This window comes from Rhizobium sp. H4, from assembly GCF_003013335.1.
Lineage (GTDB): Bacteria > Pseudomonadota > Alphaproteobacteria > Rhizobiales > Rhizobiaceae > Rhizobium > Rhizobium sophoriradicis.
In genome coordinates this window covers 133,748-147,880 of sequence record NZ_PSOW01000012.1, presented here as the reverse complement: position 1 = coordinate 147,880, position 14,133 = coordinate 133,748, and the positions used below count along the sequence as shown (strand labels likewise).

General features: G+C 62.3%; 15 protein-coding genes. 13 read left to right on the top strand and 2 right to left on the bottom strand.

Features of this window, described 5'->3' with window-relative positions; translation table 11 throughout:
- The first annotated feature begins 255 nt into the window (after nt 1-255).
- The 13 genes from C4N04_RS19700 (at nt 256) to C4N04_RS19640 (ending at nt 12,453) form a co-directional block, all read left to right on the top strand.
- Complete coding sequence (locus C4N04_RS19700; RefSeq protein ID WP_086155913.1) at nt 256-1,890, top strand: methyl-accepting chemotaxis protein; 1,635 nt, start codon at nt 256-258, stop codon at nt 1,888-1,890.
- 63 nt (nt 1,891-1,953) lie between these two features.
- The gene (locus tag C4N04_RS19695; RefSeq protein ID WP_039617876.1) at nt 1,954-2,250 is read left to right on the top strand and encodes an STAS domain-containing protein; all 297 of its coding nucleotides are present in this window, start codon (nt 1,954-1,956) and stop codon (nt 2,248-2,250) included.
- On the top strand, nt 2,247-2,612 hold the full coding sequence (gene cheY1 / locus C4N04_RS19690; protein WP_003570362.1) for a chemotaxis response regulator CheY1: 366 nt from the start codon (nt 2,247-2,249) through the stop codon (nt 2,610-2,612). The genes C4N04_RS19695 and cheY1 overlap by 4 nt, the downstream gene beginning before the upstream one ends.
- Before the next feature lie 17 nt (nt 2,613-2,629).
- Complete coding sequence (locus C4N04_RS19685) at nt 2,630-4,915, top strand: chemotaxis protein CheA (RefSeq protein ID WP_039617880.1); 2,286 nt, start codon at nt 2,630-2,632, stop codon at nt 4,913-4,915.
- 4 nt (nt 4,916-4,919) lie between these two features.
- Entirely contained in the window at nt 4,920-5,387 is a 468-nt protein-coding gene (locus C4N04_RS19680) for a chemotaxis protein CheW (RefSeq protein ID WP_096763649.1), read from the top strand.
- Nucleotides 5,384-6,292, top strand: a complete 909-nt coding sequence (gene cheR / locus C4N04_RS19675; protein ID WP_038686855.1) for a protein-glutamate O-methyltransferase CheR — start codon at nt 5,384-5,386, stop codon at nt 6,290-6,292. Before C4N04_RS19680 ends, cheR begins: the two co-directional genes overlap by 4 nt.
- Complete coding sequence (cheB, locus tag C4N04_RS19670) at nt 6,289-7,332, top strand: protein-glutamate O-methylesterase CheB (RefSeq protein WP_038686857.1); 1,044 nt, start codon at nt 6,289-6,291, stop codon at nt 7,330-7,332. The genes cheR and cheB overlap by 4 nt, the downstream gene beginning before the upstream one ends.
- Complete coding sequence (locus tag C4N04_RS19665) at nt 7,333-7,722, top strand: response regulator (RefSeq protein WP_004672258.1); 390 nt, start codon at nt 7,333-7,335, stop codon at nt 7,720-7,722.
- Complete coding sequence (gene cheD, locus C4N04_RS19660) at nt 7,719-8,273, top strand: chemoreceptor glutamine deamidase CheD (protein WP_012482667.1); 555 nt, start codon at nt 7,719-7,721, stop codon at nt 8,271-8,273. The genes C4N04_RS19665 and cheD overlap by 4 nt, the downstream gene beginning before the upstream one ends.
- Nucleotides 8,274-8,289: 16 nt before the next feature.
- Nucleotides 8,290-8,679, top strand: a complete 390-nt coding sequence (locus tag C4N04_RS19655) for a hypothetical protein (RefSeq protein ID WP_009988093.1) — start codon at nt 8,290-8,292, stop codon at nt 8,677-8,679.
- Nucleotides 8,680-8,878: 199 nt separating this feature from the next.
- Complete coding sequence (fliF, locus tag C4N04_RS19650; protein WP_106796810.1) at nt 8,879-10,570, top strand: flagellar basal-body MS-ring/collar protein FliF; 1,692 nt, start codon at nt 8,879-8,881, stop codon at nt 10,568-10,570.
- A 381-nt stretch (nt 10,571-10,951) separates the two neighbouring features.
- On the top strand, nt 10,952-11,698 hold the full coding sequence (locus tag C4N04_RS19645) for a helix-turn-helix transcriptional regulator (RefSeq protein WP_038686864.1): 747 nt from the start codon (nt 10,952-10,954) through the stop codon (nt 11,696-11,698).
- A gap of 8 nt (nt 11,699-11,706) precedes the next feature.
- A complete protein-coding gene (locus C4N04_RS19640) occupies nt 11,707-12,453 on the top strand; it encodes a helix-turn-helix transcriptional regulator (RefSeq protein WP_077992545.1) in 747 nt (248 codons plus the stop codon).
- A gap of 57 nt (nt 12,454-12,510) precedes the next feature.
- Here C4N04_RS19640 and C4N04_RS19635 read toward each other — a convergent pair whose 3' ends face one another.
- On the bottom strand, nt 12,511-12,951 hold the full coding sequence (locus C4N04_RS19635) for a hypothetical protein (RefSeq protein WP_004672272.1): 441 nt from the start codon (nt 12,949-12,951) through the stop codon (nt 12,511-12,513).
- Between the two features lie 5 nt (nt 12,952-12,956).
- Nucleotides 12,957-14,036: a flagellar biosynthesis protein FlhB gene (flhB, locus tag C4N04_RS19630; protein WP_106796809.1), complete on the bottom strand. Its 1,080-nt coding sequence runs from the start codon at nt 14,034-14,036 to the stop codon at nt 12,957-12,959.
- Nucleotides 14,037-14,133 lie beyond the last annotated feature (97 nt).

Below are 14,133 nucleotides of genomic sequence, written 5' to 3'. Positions count from 1 at the left end.
AAACATTGGGTTACACGTCGGAATGGGAAGATGCACTCGTTCCCACCAGGCATGACGCCGTCCCGCCGTACCGGTTGATCCGGTATCCAATCTCTTCAGACAGCTCCGAAACATAGCTGATCAGGGGGCTCGATCCGCCGGTTGTCACCGGTGGTGAGGACCGTCCCCCAAGCTTCGTGTTCATTGGATGCTGCGAAAGTTTTTAACCAGGCATTCGCCTGGACAGTGGGTCGGGGACAGGCGTTGAGGCAGGACATGCCATCAGATCAGGCTCGTGGAGCGCAGGCAGGCAGCTTGCGCGACCGCCTGCGCTTTGCCGGTCTCGACGCCGACCAGTGCGAGTTGGTGCGCCGCAACCGGCCGGCCCTCGAAGCGCATCTGAAGGCAGGTCTCAGGGATCTCTTTCACAGGTTCCAGTCATTCCCCGACGCCTCGCGCAATTTCGAGAGCGAGCGCCAGGTCGAACGCCTGCATGATCTGCAGTCCTCGCATTGGGACGTGTTGACGGATGCCCGCTTCGACAGCCTCTATGCCGAGCGCGTCAAGGTTCTCTCCGATACCGAAAACAAGATGGGTCTCGACCCACGCTGGCACGTGGCCGGTCACGGCGTCATTCTGGAGCACGTCCTTTCCGGCCTCGTCGAGGAGATCGCCGGCCGGCCGCTGTTGCCCTCGACCAAGCGCCGCACACGCGAAATCTCCGAGCTAATGACGGCGATCATCCGCATTGTCATGGTCGATGTGGAAATCGCCGTGTCGCTCCGCTTCAATGCGCTGCGCGCCGCCCAGCACCGCGCGCTCGCCGATCAGCGCGCCGATAATGAAGCCGAGATCATCAGGATCTTCGGCGATGTCATTGAAGGCCTGTCCGCCCGCGATCTGACGCGGCGCGCCCCCGTCGACGCCGACAGCGCCTATGCCGGCATCGCCGCAGCGCTGAACGGCGCCTTGGATGGTCTCCAGGCCGAATTCGCCGACATCACCGGGCGCACCGTCAAGGCGGAAGCGGCAACGGCTTCGCTTGCCGACCTGTCGCGGCAGTTCGCCGGCACCGCGTCCGGCCAGGCCGACCGGCTGCAGCTTTCCGCCACTGCTCTTGCCGCCCTTGCCGGCAGCGTGCGTGGCGGCGCCGCCGACAGCCGCGCCGCCGAACAGGCGGCCGCCGCAACGCGCGCTGCCGTCGAGGAAAGCGGCGAGGTCGTCGGCCGCGCGATCAGCGCCATGGCCGATATCGAACAGTCGGCCGAAAAGATCGGCCAGATTATCGGCGCGATCGACGAGATCGCCTTCCAGACCAATCTTCTGGCGCTGAATGCCGGCATCGAGGCGGCTCGTGCCGGTGACTCCGGCCGCGGTTTTGCCGTGGTCGCCCAGGAGGTCCGGGCGCTGGCCCAGCGCTCGGCGGAAGCCGCCCGCGAGATCAAGACGCTGGTGACGACCACCAAGGCGCAGGTCGACGCCGGCGTGCAGATGGTCGGCCGCACGCAGGATTCGATCGGCAGCATCGTGCGCCAGGTCACCGACATCAATGCCGCCATTGCAGGCATCGCCACAAGGACCGGCGAACATGCCGCAAGCCTCGACGGCGTCACCGCGGACGTCAGGGGCCTGGGCGCCGAGGTGGCCGATAGCGCAGGCCTTGCGGAGCGCTCGGCTGATGGCGCCGACGATCTCCACACCGTCATTCTCGAGCTCGGCCGGACGGTTCGCGAATTTCGTATCGCGCGCGAAAACGCCCATGCCGGCCGGCCGACGCCGGTCCGCGTGGCGCCGTCGCGTGCCATCGACGCCTCCGCCCGCCCGGCAATGGCCGAGGACGAATATGAAAATGATGATTTTGGCCTTCCCCAGTCGTTCGCAAGCGTCGGAGGTGGGCGGAATGTTTACTAACCTATCGGATTATCGCCTCAGCTCATCTTTTCGGGCTGGGGACCAGGGGACAAGGACAAGCTGATGGTAGCAAAGAAGAGTGGCAAGACGCTGAATTTGACAGCGGTGCTCGACCTCAACGAGGCCTCCGCCTTGCGTGAAAAGCTCCTTTCGTTCAGGGGCAGCGGTCTTTCGATCGACGCATCCGGCGTTGAGCGGATCGGTGCTCTTTGCGCGCAGGTCCTGATGTCCGCCGAGAAGACCTGGGCACAGGACAAGCAGCCGTTCACCTTCTCCCAGGTGTCCGACGCATTTCAAAAAACCATGCAGCTGGTTGGCGTCAATTTTGACCACCTGCTTGCCAAGGAGATTCGGCAATGAAGAAAAAAGTACTGACCGTGGATGATTCCCGCACCATCCGAAACATGCTGCTCGTGACGCTGAACAATGCCGGCTTCGAGACGATCCAGGCGGAAGACGGCGTCGAGGGGCTCGAGGTCCTCGAAGAGTCCAATCCTGACGTCATCGTCACCGACATCAACATGCCGCGCCTCGACGGTTTCGGCTTCATCGAAGGTGTCCGCCGCAACGAGAAATATCGGGCGATCCCGATCCTGGTCCTGACGACCGAGAGCGACGCGGAAAAAAAGAACCGCGCCCGCCAGGCTGGCGCCACCGGCTGGATCGTCAAGCCTTTCGACCCGGCCAAGCTGATCGATGCCATTGAGCGCGTAACCGCTTAAACCCAGGATTTTCTCCTATGGATATGAACGAAATCAAAGAGATCTTTTTCCAGGAGTGCGAGGAACAGCTCGCCGAGCTGGAATCCGGTCTTCTGAAATTGAATGATGGCGATCGCGATCCCGAAACCGTCAATGCGGTGTTCCGTGCCGTGCATTCGATCAAGGGTGGCGCCGGCGCCTTCGGCCTTGATGATCTGGTCGCTTTCGCCCATGTTTTCGAGACCACTCTCGATTGCGTTCGATCCAACAAGCTTGAGCCGACCCAGGACGTCCTGAAGGTGATGCTGAAGTCGGCCGACGTGCTCGCCGACCTGACCAATGCCGCGCGCGACGGCGGCAGCGTCGATGAGAGCCGCAGCCGCGGCCTCGTCAAGGAGTTGGAAGCGCTGGCCAACGGTGAATTGCCGTCTCCCTCGGCCGCCGCTGAGGCGCCCGCGCCGAAGGCCGCGGCAAAGGCGGCCCCGGCCGCTTCGGCGCCGACCCCCAAACCGACCGATGACAGCGGCTTCCAGCCGATCCCCTTTTCCTTCGACGATTTCGGCGGCGACGAAGCCGGCTCCGACCTGCCGGCCTATGAAGTCACCTTCAAGCCGCGTTACGAACTCTATTCCAAGGGCAATGACGCCACCCTTCTGCTGCGCGATCTCTCGCGTCTCGGCGAGATGACCATCTATTGCAATATGGATGAGCTGCCGGGTCTCGAGGAACTCGATCCGGAAGGCGCCTATTTCTTCTGGAACGTCACGATCAAGACGGACAAGGGCGAAGACGCCATCCGCACTGTCTTCGAATTCGCCGAGTGGGATTGCGAGCTGACGGTGAAGCCGGTCGAGGCAGCCAGGGCCGGCGCAGCCGGCAATGAGGAACTGCCGATGGTGCCAGTTCCCTTCGACCTGTCGATCCTGGACGAGACGGACGGCACGGAACAGGTTTCCGCCACGCGGTCCGAAGATGCGACGGCCGCCATTGCCGCCGCCGAAACCGCATCCAACGTCACGCAGATGGCCGCAGCCGCCGCCCGCGTCGAAAAGAAAGAATCGGCAGCTGCCGCAGCCGCCGCGGCAAGTGCCGCCGCCCAGAACAATGCCGCCGGTGCCGGCCAGACGATCCGCGTCGATCTCGACCGCGTCGACCGTCTCATCAACCTCGTCGGCGAACTGGTCATCAACCAGGCGATGCTGTCGCAGAGCGTCATCGAGAACGACACGACCGGCACCTCCTCGATCAACATGGGCCTCGAGGAGCTGCAGCAGCTCACCCGCGAGATCCAGGACTCGGTCATGGCGATCCGCGCCCAGCCGGTGAAGCCGGTGTTCCAGCGCATGTCGCGTATCGTCCGCGAAATCGCCGACATGACCGGCAAGTCGATCCGCCTGATCACCGAAGGTGAAAACACCGAAGTCGACAAGACGGTTATCGACAAGCTGGCCGAGCCGCTGACCCACATGATCCGCAACGCCGTCGACCACGGCATCGAGACGCCGGAAAAGCGCGCAGCTGCCGGCAAGAACACCGAAGGCACCGTCCGCCTCACCGCCAAGCATCGTTCGGGCCGCATCCTGATCGAGCTTGCCGACGACGGCGCCGGCATCAACCGCGAGAAGGTGCGCCAGAAGGCGATCGACAACGACCTGATCCCGGCCGACGCCAACCTGTCGGACGAGGAAATCGACAACCTGATCTTCCTGCCGGGCTTCTCTACCGCCGACAAGATCTCCGACATCTCGGGCCGCGGCGTCGGCATGGACGTCGTCAAGCGTTCGATCCAGGCACTCGGCGGCCGCATCAACATCACCTCCAAGCCGGGCCACGGCTCGGTCTTCACCATGAGCCTGCCGCTGACGCTCGCCGTCCTCGACGGCATGGTGGTCACCGTCGCCGGCCAGACGCTGGTCGTGCCGCTGACCGCGATCGTCGAAACCCTGCAGCCGGAAGCTGCCGCGATCCACTCCTTCGGTGCCAACCACCGGCTGATCTCGATCCGCAACTCCTTCTGCCCGCTGGTCGATGTCGGCCGCATCCTGAACTTCCGTGCGACCCAGGCCAATCCTGTGGAAGGCGTGGCGCTTCTGGTGGAATCCGAAGGCGGCGGCCAGCGCGCCCTGATGGTCGATGCCATCCAGGGTCAGCGCCAGGTGGTCATCAAGAGCCTGGAAGCCAACTACACCCACGTGCCGGGCATTGCCGCCGCCACCATCCTCGGCGACGGCCGCGTCGCTCTCATCCTCGATGTCGACGCGGTTGTCGGCGCTTCCCGCGGCCAGTCTTTGAAAGCGGAAATGTCGTTGGCAGCGGTAGGATAAGGCAATGTCGTACACCGTAAAAAGTCTGAGCGAAGGGGACCGCGAGCTGATCGCGTTCCGCATCGGCGATCAGGAATTTTGCGTGAACATCATGTCGGTTCGCGAAATCCGGGGCTGGACCCCGGCGACCGCGATGCCGCACTCGCCTGCCTATATACTCGGTGTCATCAACCTGCGAGGCGCGGTGCTGCCGATCATCGATCTTGCCGCCCGCCTCGGCATGAAGCCAGCCGATCCGACCGCCCGTCATGTCATCATCGTCGCCCAGGTCCGCCGCAAGGTCGTCGGCCTCCTGGTCGATGCCGTCTCCGACATTCTGACGGTGACCGACGAGATCGTTCAGCCGACACCCGAAATCTCCTCTGACCTCGAGCGCCAATTTGCCCGAGGCATTCTCGCCATCGACAAGCGCATGATCTGCCTGATCGAACTTGAAGCCCTCTTTTCCGAGACCGAAAGCGAAGCCGCATGAGTGCAATGGGTGCAAAGGATCAGAGGCAGGGAGCCGACGAGGTGCTGGCGAGCGGAGAATATCCGCTGACGCGCCGTGACCTCACGGAAATCGCCGCCATGATCTACTCGGATGCCGGCATCTTCCTCAACGAGACGAAGGCCTCGCTGGTCTATTCGCGTCTGTCGAAGCATATCCGCAATCTCGGCCTTTCCGGCTTCCGGGAATATTGTGAACTCGTCGCTTCGCAGGCGGGTGCGGCGGAGCGCCGCGAAATGCTGTCGCATCTGACGACCAATTTCACCCGCTTCTTCCGCGAAAACCATCATTTCGAGCATCTGCGCGATCATGTGCTGCCGGAGCTTCTGCAGCGGGCGAGAGCCGGCGGCAGGGTGCGCATCTGGTCGGCCGCTTCCTCCGACGGGCAGGAACCCTATTCGATCGCGCTCACCGTGCTGTCGCTGATGCCGAATGTCGCAGACTATGACTTCAAGATCTTGGCGACCGACATCGACCCGAAGATCCTCGCGATCGCCCGCGCCGGCGCCTATGACGAAACCGCGCTCGAAACAGTTTCGCCCGCCATGCGCAAGCAATGGTTCAGCGAAGTCGAGGTGCAGGGCCGCCGGAAATTCCAGGTCGACGACCGCGTCAAGCGGCTGATCACCTACAATGAGTTGAACTTGATGGCGCAATGGCCCTTCAAGGGCAAGTTCGACGTCATCTTCTGCCGCAACGTCGTCATCTATTTCGACGAGCCGACGCAGATGAAGATCTGGCAGCGTTTCGCCGGCCTGCTGCCGGAGGGCGGCCATCTCTATATCGGCCATTCCGAGCGCGTCTCCGGCGAGGCGAAGCACGTCTTCGACAATATCGGCATCACGACCTATCGCTACACGGCCAAGGGTCTCGGGAGGAAGGCATGAGCGCGCCGGCAAGGGTTCTCGTTGTTGACGACTCGCCGACGATGCGCGGCCTGATCACCGCCGTCCTGAGTTCCGATCCGGAGGTCAACGTGATCGGCCAGGCGGGCGACGCGCTGGAAGCGCGCGAGGCGATCAAGCGCCTGAACCCCGACGTCGTGACGCTCGACATCGAGATGCCTAATATGAACGGCCTCGATTTTCTCGAAAAGATCATGACGCTGCGGCCGATGCCCGTCATCATGGTGTCCACGATGACCCATCGCGGCGCCGAGGCGACGCTTGCAGCACTCGAGATCGGAGCATTCGATTGCGTCGGCAAGCCGGCGCCGGGTGAAGCCAGGCCCTTCGGCGACCTCGCCGAGAAGGTCAAGGCCGCCGCCCGCACGCAGCGCCAGTTTTCCCAGCCGGTGGCGGCTGCCACGCCGCCGCCCTCCGTCGCCGATTTCCGCGTCGGCCGCAAGATCGTCGCGATCGGCTCGTCGACCGGCGGCGTCGAGGCGCTGATTACCGTGCTGCAGAAATTCCCGGCCAATTGCCCGCCGACGGTCATCACCCAGCACATGCCGCCGACCTTCACCAGGAGCTTTGCCGAGCGCCTGAACCGCCTCTGCGCGCCGGTGGTGCAGGAAGCGACCGATGGCGCCCGTCTGGAAATCGGCAAGATTTATCTGGCGCCCGGCGGCGAGCGTCATCTCCAGGTCACCGGCGCTTCGGCGCCGTGCTGCCGTCTCGTCGACCGCCCCCCGGTCAATGGCCACCGCCCCTCGGTGGACGTGCTCTTTGATTCGGTTGCGGAACTGGCCGGCCGCAACGCCGTTGGCGTGATTCTGACCGGAATGGGCCGCGATGGCGCCGCCGGATTGTTGAAAATGCGTCACGCCGGCGCCAGAACCCTCGGCCAGAACGAAAAAACCTGTGTCGTTTACGGAATGCCAAGGGTTGCGCACGAACTTGGCGCCGTTGAGCAGCAGCTGCCACTGTCTGCCATCGGTGAGGAAATATTGAAAATGACAGCCGCCCGAAAGGAAGGGACCGAATAAATGTCGATCGCGGAGAAAATCAAAGTTCTGATCGTCGATGATCAGGTAACGAGCCGGTTGCTGCTCAGCGACGCGCTGACACAGCTCGGTTTCAAGCAGATCACGTCGGCCGGTGACGGCGAGCAGGGCATGAAGATCATGACCGAGCAGCCGCATCATCTGGTGATCTCGGACTTCAACATGCCGAAGATGGATGGCATCGGTTTCCTTCAGGCCGTGCGCACCAACCCGAACACCAAGAAGGCGGCCTTCATCATCCTCACCGCCCAGGGGGATCGCGCGCTGGTGCAGAAGGCAGCCCAGCTCGGCGCCAACAACGTGCTCGCCAAGCCGTTCACGATCGAGAAGATGAAGGCGGCCATCGAAGCCGTGTTTGGAGCCTTGAAATGATCACTGAGGGGGCAGCCCGCCGCGTGCACATCATTCAAGGCGAGTATAAGGTTCTGAGCGATCCGAATGCGGTCCTCTCGACCATTCTCGGCTCGTGCGTGGCTGCGTGCCTCAGAGACCCTGTCGCCGGCATCGGCGGCATGAACCACTTTCTGCTACCCGGTTCGGCGACGTCGCCGACATCAGGCGGGGATGCCACGCGCTACGGTGTGCATCTGATGGAACTGCTGATCAATGGTCTTCTGAAGCAGGGCGCCAGGCGCGACCGGCTGGAGGCAAAGATCTTCGGCGGCGCTAAAACGATCTCGACCTTCTCCAACGTCGGTGAGCAGAACGCGGCCTTCGCCATGCAGTTCCTGAGGGATGAAGGCATTCCGGTCGTCGGCTCCTCCACAGGCGGAGAACATGGGCGCAAGCTCGAATACTGGCCGGTCTCCGGTCGTGCCCGGCAATACCCCCTGACCGGCGCCGAAACCCAGAGAACCGTTGCGCTCGAGCAGCGTCCCGCCGCTCCGCAGAAGCCCGTCGAAACGAGTATCGAATTTTTCTGATGGCGAGGATTTTCATATGACATTTACCCCGGTGATGGAGCCGCCCGCGCCTGTCGAGGCGCTGAGCGACATCCTGATGCGCATCGTCTCCGAACTGCACGACGTCGCCTACCTGATCGAGCGCATCGAGCCGCAGCTTCTCGACCTCGGCGGCGCCGAAATCCTGAATTCGCCGGATGCCATGAAGGTCATGCAGGGTATTGACCTGGCGGTGCAGAAATCGCGCGGCATTGCCGAATTCATCGACACCATCACCGGCGAAATCCCGCTCGGCTGGACCGTCGACGTCGCAACTGCGCTCAGCCTCGTCAAGCTGGCGGAGATGCAGAAGGCGCTGGGCGGCGCCACCCGCCATGGCCATTCCCAGCCGCTGAGCAAGGCGGCCGGCGACTTCGATTTCTTCTAACGCCGCTATCTTTCAGCTTCGCTTCTCCCGCCTTGGGGCCTTGGTTCAACCGAGGTCGTTCTCGCAAAATCGCAGCATGACAGGCGTGAGCCTACCGCTCCCGCGCGCGCTCCACGAAACGCTCGCACAAGTTTCGCCGATTATTCGTCAGATGAGGCAATAAGCCTGCTTTGTCGTTGACGGATCGTGCGAGAACAGAATGAATCTGTTAAATCAATTAGTTCAGATATTTAAGAACTTTGGCGCCCTGGGGCGGACGCGCCTGATGATTCTGGGAGGCGTCGGCGCCGTTTCCATCGCAATCATCCTTGCGGCCGCTCTTTTCGTCAACAAGCCGGCGCAGGAAACGCTTTACGTCGGTCTCGACGCTCCCGATCTCAACCAGATCAGCATGGCGCTTGCCGAAGCCAACATCAATTTCCAGGTCGGCACGGACGGCGCCAGCATCACCGTTCCGGCGGGCATGACGGGCAAGGCCCGGTTGATGCTTGCCGAGCGCGGCCTGCCGAACAGCGCCAATGCTGGTTACGAACTGTTCGACAATGTCGGCTCGCTCGGCCTGACCTCCTTCATGCAGGAGGTGACGCGGGTTCGTGCGCTGGAAGGCGAAATCGCCCGCACCATCCAGTCGATCTCAGGCATAACAGCCGCGCGCGTCCATATCGTCATGCCGGAGGTCGGGAACTTCCGGAAGGCGGAGCAGAAACCGACAGCCTCCGTCATGATTCGCGCGAGCGCGGCCACCGGGCGCGGCGCTGCGAGCTCGATACGCCACCTCGTCGCCTCGGCCGTGCCGGGGCTCGACGTCGATGACGTGACGATTCTCGATTCCGCCGGCCAGCTGCTCGCTTCCGGCGACGAGGCGAGCAACAGCTCGCTGAACCGCTCGCTCAACATCGTCCAGAACGTTCAGCAGGAAGTCGAATCCAACATCGACAAGGCGCTGGCGCCGTTCCTCGGCATGGATAACTTCCGCTCCAGCGTCACCGCCGACCTCAACACCGACGCCCAGCAGATTCAGGAAACGACTTACGATCCGGAATCCAAGGTCGAACGCTCGGTGCGCTCGACCAAGGAAGCCCAGCAGTCGCAGCAGAAGCAGTCCGACAACGCGACGACCGTCGAACAGAACATTCCGCAGGCTGCACCGGACGCCGGCGGCGCGGGCGGCCCGGAATCGCAGGACAAGTCCGACAAGCGCGAAGAGCAGACCAACTACGAAATCAACAGCAAGACGACGGCGACGACGCGCAACAGCTACCAGGTCGAAAAGCTGTCGATCGCCGTGGTGGTCAATAAGGGTCGTATCGCCAAGATGGTCGGCGAGCCTGCCGATCAGGCCAAGATCGACGCCTATATTGCCGAAATGCAGAAGATCGTCGCCTCGGCGGCTGGCATCGATGCCAAGCGTGGCGACGTCGTCACCGTCACGGCCATGGACTTCCTTGAAAATCAGCTGCTCGAAGACGCCACCGGCGGTGTCCGCGTCATGGACATGCTGAGCCGCAATCTTGCCGGCATCATCAATTCGCTCGCCTTCGTCGCCGTTGCCTTCGTGGTGGTCTGGATGGGCCTGCGCCCGCTGGTCCGCAGCGTCAGCGGCAATGGTGCAGGCGCGGCGCTCGGCGACGCCTCACCGGAATCGGCCGGCCTCGAACTCCCGGACTTCGCGCCGGCGGCAGGCGCGTCCGGAGGCGCTCTCATGGACGGCTTCGGATCCGACTTCGGCTTCGACAGCACCGAGGATCTGCTCAGCCTCGGCGACGACGACGGCAACTTCAACCGCCGCGTCAAGGAGGGCCCGGAACGCAAGCTCGCCCGCATGGTCGAGATCAACGAGGAGCGCGCCGCGAAAATCCTCAGGAAATGGGCGATCGACGAAGCAGCATAAGAAAAGGCCGGGCAACCGGCCTTTTTCACGTCCATGCCGATCTTTCCCGTTGGGGGGCTTGCCGGTCCCCGTAAAGGCCGGTAAGGCCCTTCGGCTAGTGGATAAAGCTGCTGAGCTCACTCGCGTAAAACGCGAATCACGTTGCGATGCAGCCAGAATCACCGTAGCCTCGACCATGTCTTGAGAGGCATGATCGGCATTCGAATCAGGGCATGGACGGCGGTGAAAGTAAATCCCTAGAAGTCGGAGATGGTACTTTACATCGGCTGGCTTACCCTTGGGTGATTCGAAATGGATTCCCGCGGGACATGAATTGAATCCTTTACAGAAAAATTGCCGTTGCACCGAGTGTGATCGTTTCTCAGCCGCAGGACGTTGCCAATGGATATGAACATATTTCAGGCGAGCAAAGGCGAGAGGCAGATGATCAATTTCGCAAGCGCAGTGGCGCCGGCTCTGTTGCCGCGCGATGAGCTGCTCCAGCGGCTGCACAGTGTCGCCAGCACTGGCAGGTTGCAGTCCGGTCTGCGCGCCCTGACGGAATATGTCGGCGCTTCGCACTATCTGCTGGCGCGTTGTGATCTCATCCAGGAAAGCGGCCTCGATTTCGTCGTCTCCTCGGATTGGCCCTTCGACCTGGTCAAGGACATCGCCAACGATCTCGTCAGCGGCTATGCGCGCTCCACCGAGCTGGAAAAATGCATGCAGGTCTTCCAGCCGAATTTTGCGCTGCTGCCCGAGAGCGCCGCCGTGCCGGAGGGCGCCAGCCGCCAATATTGTTCATTGACCTTCAATGTCGGCCGCTCGCGGCTGGCCTTGATGTTCCTGTTCGGCGAAGGGTTCATCCTGTCGCCGGAGCGGCTGCGGGATGTCGGCCTGCTTGCCGGTTATGTCGCGAGCTTCCTTCGCTGCGGCGGCGCCAGGGTCGACCGCGATTTCGAGCTGACCGACCGCGAGCTGGAATGCCTGTTCTGGATCGCCGAAGGCAAGACAAGCGACGAGATCGCGATGATCCTTGGAATCTCCCGCAACACGATCAACAACTACATCACCAGCGTGATGCGCAAGACGGCGACCAAGACCCGGTCGGAGGCCATTGCCTTCGCGGTCCGCAACAATCTCGTATAGGGGGATCCATGGGGCATCCATCAAGCAGGGTGATGAACGGCGCCGATCCGCTCCGCATGGTGCGGGTGAACAGGATTTCCAGCCGGTCCGATCTTTTTCCGCGGCTGGTCGCGATGCAGAAGCTCGCCGATGCTCAGGGCTTCGCGATCTTCCGCGTCAGCGGCTCAGGCCTGCCGGCAAAGCAGCGCCTCGTCTGCGAGCTCGAGAATTGGGGATCCTCCAATGCCGGTTTCGGCAAGGCCTTCACCGATGCCTATGGCGATATCCTTCTCGATCATCTCGAAAAGTCGCTGCTGCCGCTTTCATGGGCCGGTGCACATGACCGGGCGGCCCCCGGCCCGGCCGACTTCGCGCCGTTCATGACGCGCCTGAGGGATGGCATCCTGCCGTTTTCCGGTCTCGCCTTTCCGGTGCGGCTCGGCGCCGTCGGCAATGGCTTCATCCTGTTTACCGGCGATGATATCGATCCTTCGAGCGACATGATCGTCGAGCTGCACGGCCGCTGCTGCCATATAATGATGGATCTGCTCTCCCTCGACGAACGCCGCACGGGCGCTGCCGAGGCGCTCAGCGAACGTGAGATCGCCTGTCTCCAGCTCGCCGGCGACGGTCGCATCAGCGAAGAGATCGCCGAAAAGCTCGGCCTGTCCGTGCATACGGTCAACGCCTATCTTGGCTCGGCGACGATCAAGCTCGATTCCGTCAACCGCATCCAGGCGATCGCCAAGGCGATCCGGCTCGGCTACATCAGCTGAAGCTGCGCTTGCGGCTCTAACTACAGACGGCGCGAAAGCTTGATTGATCAAGGGCGATCAGCTGGCGAGCGCGCGCGGCGGTTTCAGGCTGTAACGGGCTTGCCGAAGGCTCCTTTCCAGGAAGACGGTATTCTCGTCGGGGTCGGGAGAGGGATCCTGGAAAGCGATATGATTGATTTCGATGCCGGCATGATCCTCGGCAAGGGTGAGCTGGGCATAGACGGTGACGCCGCGCGGCTTGATTTCCAGGTCGAGAACGACCTCCGGCTTGCCGCCCCATTCCAGCGTATAGTTTCCGCCCAGGCCGAAATTGACCGTGCCCGGATGAAAGAAAAGCTCCGCGGCCGAAGCGACAAGATCGGCCAGATTGCCGTAATACTCGAAGCGCAGCAGTGAAATAAGGTCAGAGGCATCCAGAAGGCGCAGTTCAGTGGCGACCGGGCTGATCGCGTCTGCGAGGATCTTTTCACGCTGGGCAGAGTGAGGGCATTTTTTCATTCGGCTTATCTTACCCGTTTGTTCTTGGCGTCTGCGGCGTAGACTCGGTGTATGAGCTCCGCAACGGCCTTATAGAAGACTGACGGTATGACACTATCGACCGAGACTTGCGCAAACATGGAGCGCGCAAGCGGCGGATCTTCGAACACCGGGATGCCGTTCTGCTCGGCGATCTCCCTGATCTTCAGCGCAATCAGGTCCTGGCCCTTTGCCAGCACCACCGGGGCGTCGTTCTCCTCACGCGCGTAACGCAGCGCCACTGCGTAGTGCGTCGGGTTGGCGATGACGAGCGTTGCGCGGTGCACGTTGGCGATCATGCGCCGGCGCGCGCGGTCGCGCATCAGCGAGCGCTGCCGGCCCTTGACGAAGGGATCGCCCTGCGCCTGCTTGTTTTCTTCCTTCACTTCGTGGCGCGTCATCTTGAGTTCGGTGAACCAGTGATGCCGCGTCCAGAAAAGATCGGCGATCGCCACGATCGCGGTGGCGATCAGCATGACGATGATGATCTTGCGCATCGCCGTCATCACCCTGACGAGGATCGTCTGCGGATCGGAGAACATCGCGTCGATCGAGCCGAAATATTCGCTCCTCAGCACGAAGAACAGAATCACTCCGACAACGACGACCTTGAACAGCGACTTTCCGAACTCGACGAGGCCGGGCAGGCTGAAGAGCCGTGACCAGCCCTTGATCGGCGAGATGCGCGAAGCCTGCGGTCGGATGCGTTCCAGCACAGGCGTCGGCAGGTTCTGGAAGATCGACGATGCGATGCCGAAGACCATGAGCAGGATGAAGGCAGGCGCCAGCAGCGCAGCGATTGCCCAGCCGAGCCGCACGAAGAGCGCCAGGACATCCGGCCCCGTTTCGATCTTCCACTGATCGGGCTGCTCGAAGATATCGCGCAGCGTTTCGCTCATGCGCCCGACGCTTTCGGGAAGGAAGAACACCAGGTAGATGAAGGTGGCAAGGATGGTCGCGAAGATCGACAGCTCGCGCGAAAACGGCACATTGCCCTTTTCCGCGGCATCGCTTTGCTTTTTCGCGGTCGGGGCTTCTGTTTTGCTGTCCTTGTCATCGTCTGCCAAGTCGCGGCCCTCCGTCTAAGAAACAGGCCGCAGCGAATGCATGCCACCCAAGGGCAGCGGTTTTGGGATGACGACATGCACCAAAACAAAGAGCTGC

Excerpts from the sequence above, each read along its gene's own strand:
- C4N04_RS19700 (WP_086155913.1), top strand. The coding sequence starts at position 256 with ATGCCATCAGATCAGGCTCGTGGAGCGCAGGCAGGCAGCTTGCGCGAC.
- C4N04_RS19695 (WP_039617876.1), top strand. The coding sequence starts at position 1,954 with ATGGTAGCAAAGAAGAGTGGCAAGACGCTGAATTTGACAGCGGTGCTC.
- cheY1 (WP_003570362.1), top strand. The coding sequence starts at position 2,247 with ATGAAGAAAAAAGTACTGACCGTGGATGATTCCCGCACCATCCGAAAC.
- C4N04_RS19685 (WP_039617880.1), top strand. The coding sequence starts at position 2,630 with ATGGATATGAACGAAATCAAAGAGATCTTTTTCCAGGAGTGCGAGGAA.
- C4N04_RS19680 (WP_096763649.1), top strand. The coding sequence starts at position 4,920 with ATGTCGTACACCGTAAAAAGTCTGAGCGAAGGGGACCGCGAGCTGATC.
- cheR (WP_038686855.1), top strand. The coding sequence starts at position 5,384 with ATGAGTGCAATGGGTGCAAAGGATCAGAGGCAGGGAGCCGACGAGGTG.
- cheB (WP_038686857.1), top strand. The coding sequence starts at position 6,289 with ATGAGCGCGCCGGCAAGGGTTCTCGTTGTTGACGACTCGCCGACGATG.
- C4N04_RS19665 (WP_004672258.1), top strand. The coding sequence starts at position 7,333 with ATGTCGATCGCGGAGAAAATCAAAGTTCTGATCGTCGATGATCAGGTA.
- cheD (WP_012482667.1), top strand. The coding sequence starts at position 7,719 with ATGATCACTGAGGGGGCAGCCCGCCGCGTGCACATCATTCAAGGCGAG.
- C4N04_RS19655 (WP_009988093.1), top strand. The coding sequence starts at position 8,290 with ATGACATTTACCCCGGTGATGGAGCCGCCCGCGCCTGTCGAGGCGCTG.
- fliF (WP_106796810.1), top strand. The coding sequence starts at position 8,879 with ATGAATCTGTTAAATCAATTAGTTCAGATATTTAAGAACTTTGGCGCC.
- C4N04_RS19645 (WP_038686864.1), top strand. The coding sequence starts at position 10,952 with ATGGATATGAACATATTTCAGGCGAGCAAAGGCGAGAGGCAGATGATC.
- C4N04_RS19640 (WP_077992545.1), top strand. The coding sequence starts at position 11,707 with ATGGGGCATCCATCAAGCAGGGTGATGAACGGCGCCGATCCGCTCCGC.
- C4N04_RS19635 (WP_004672272.1), bottom strand. The coding sequence starts at position 12,951 with ATGAAAAAATGCCCTCACTCTGCCCAGCGTGAAAAGATCCTCGCAGAC.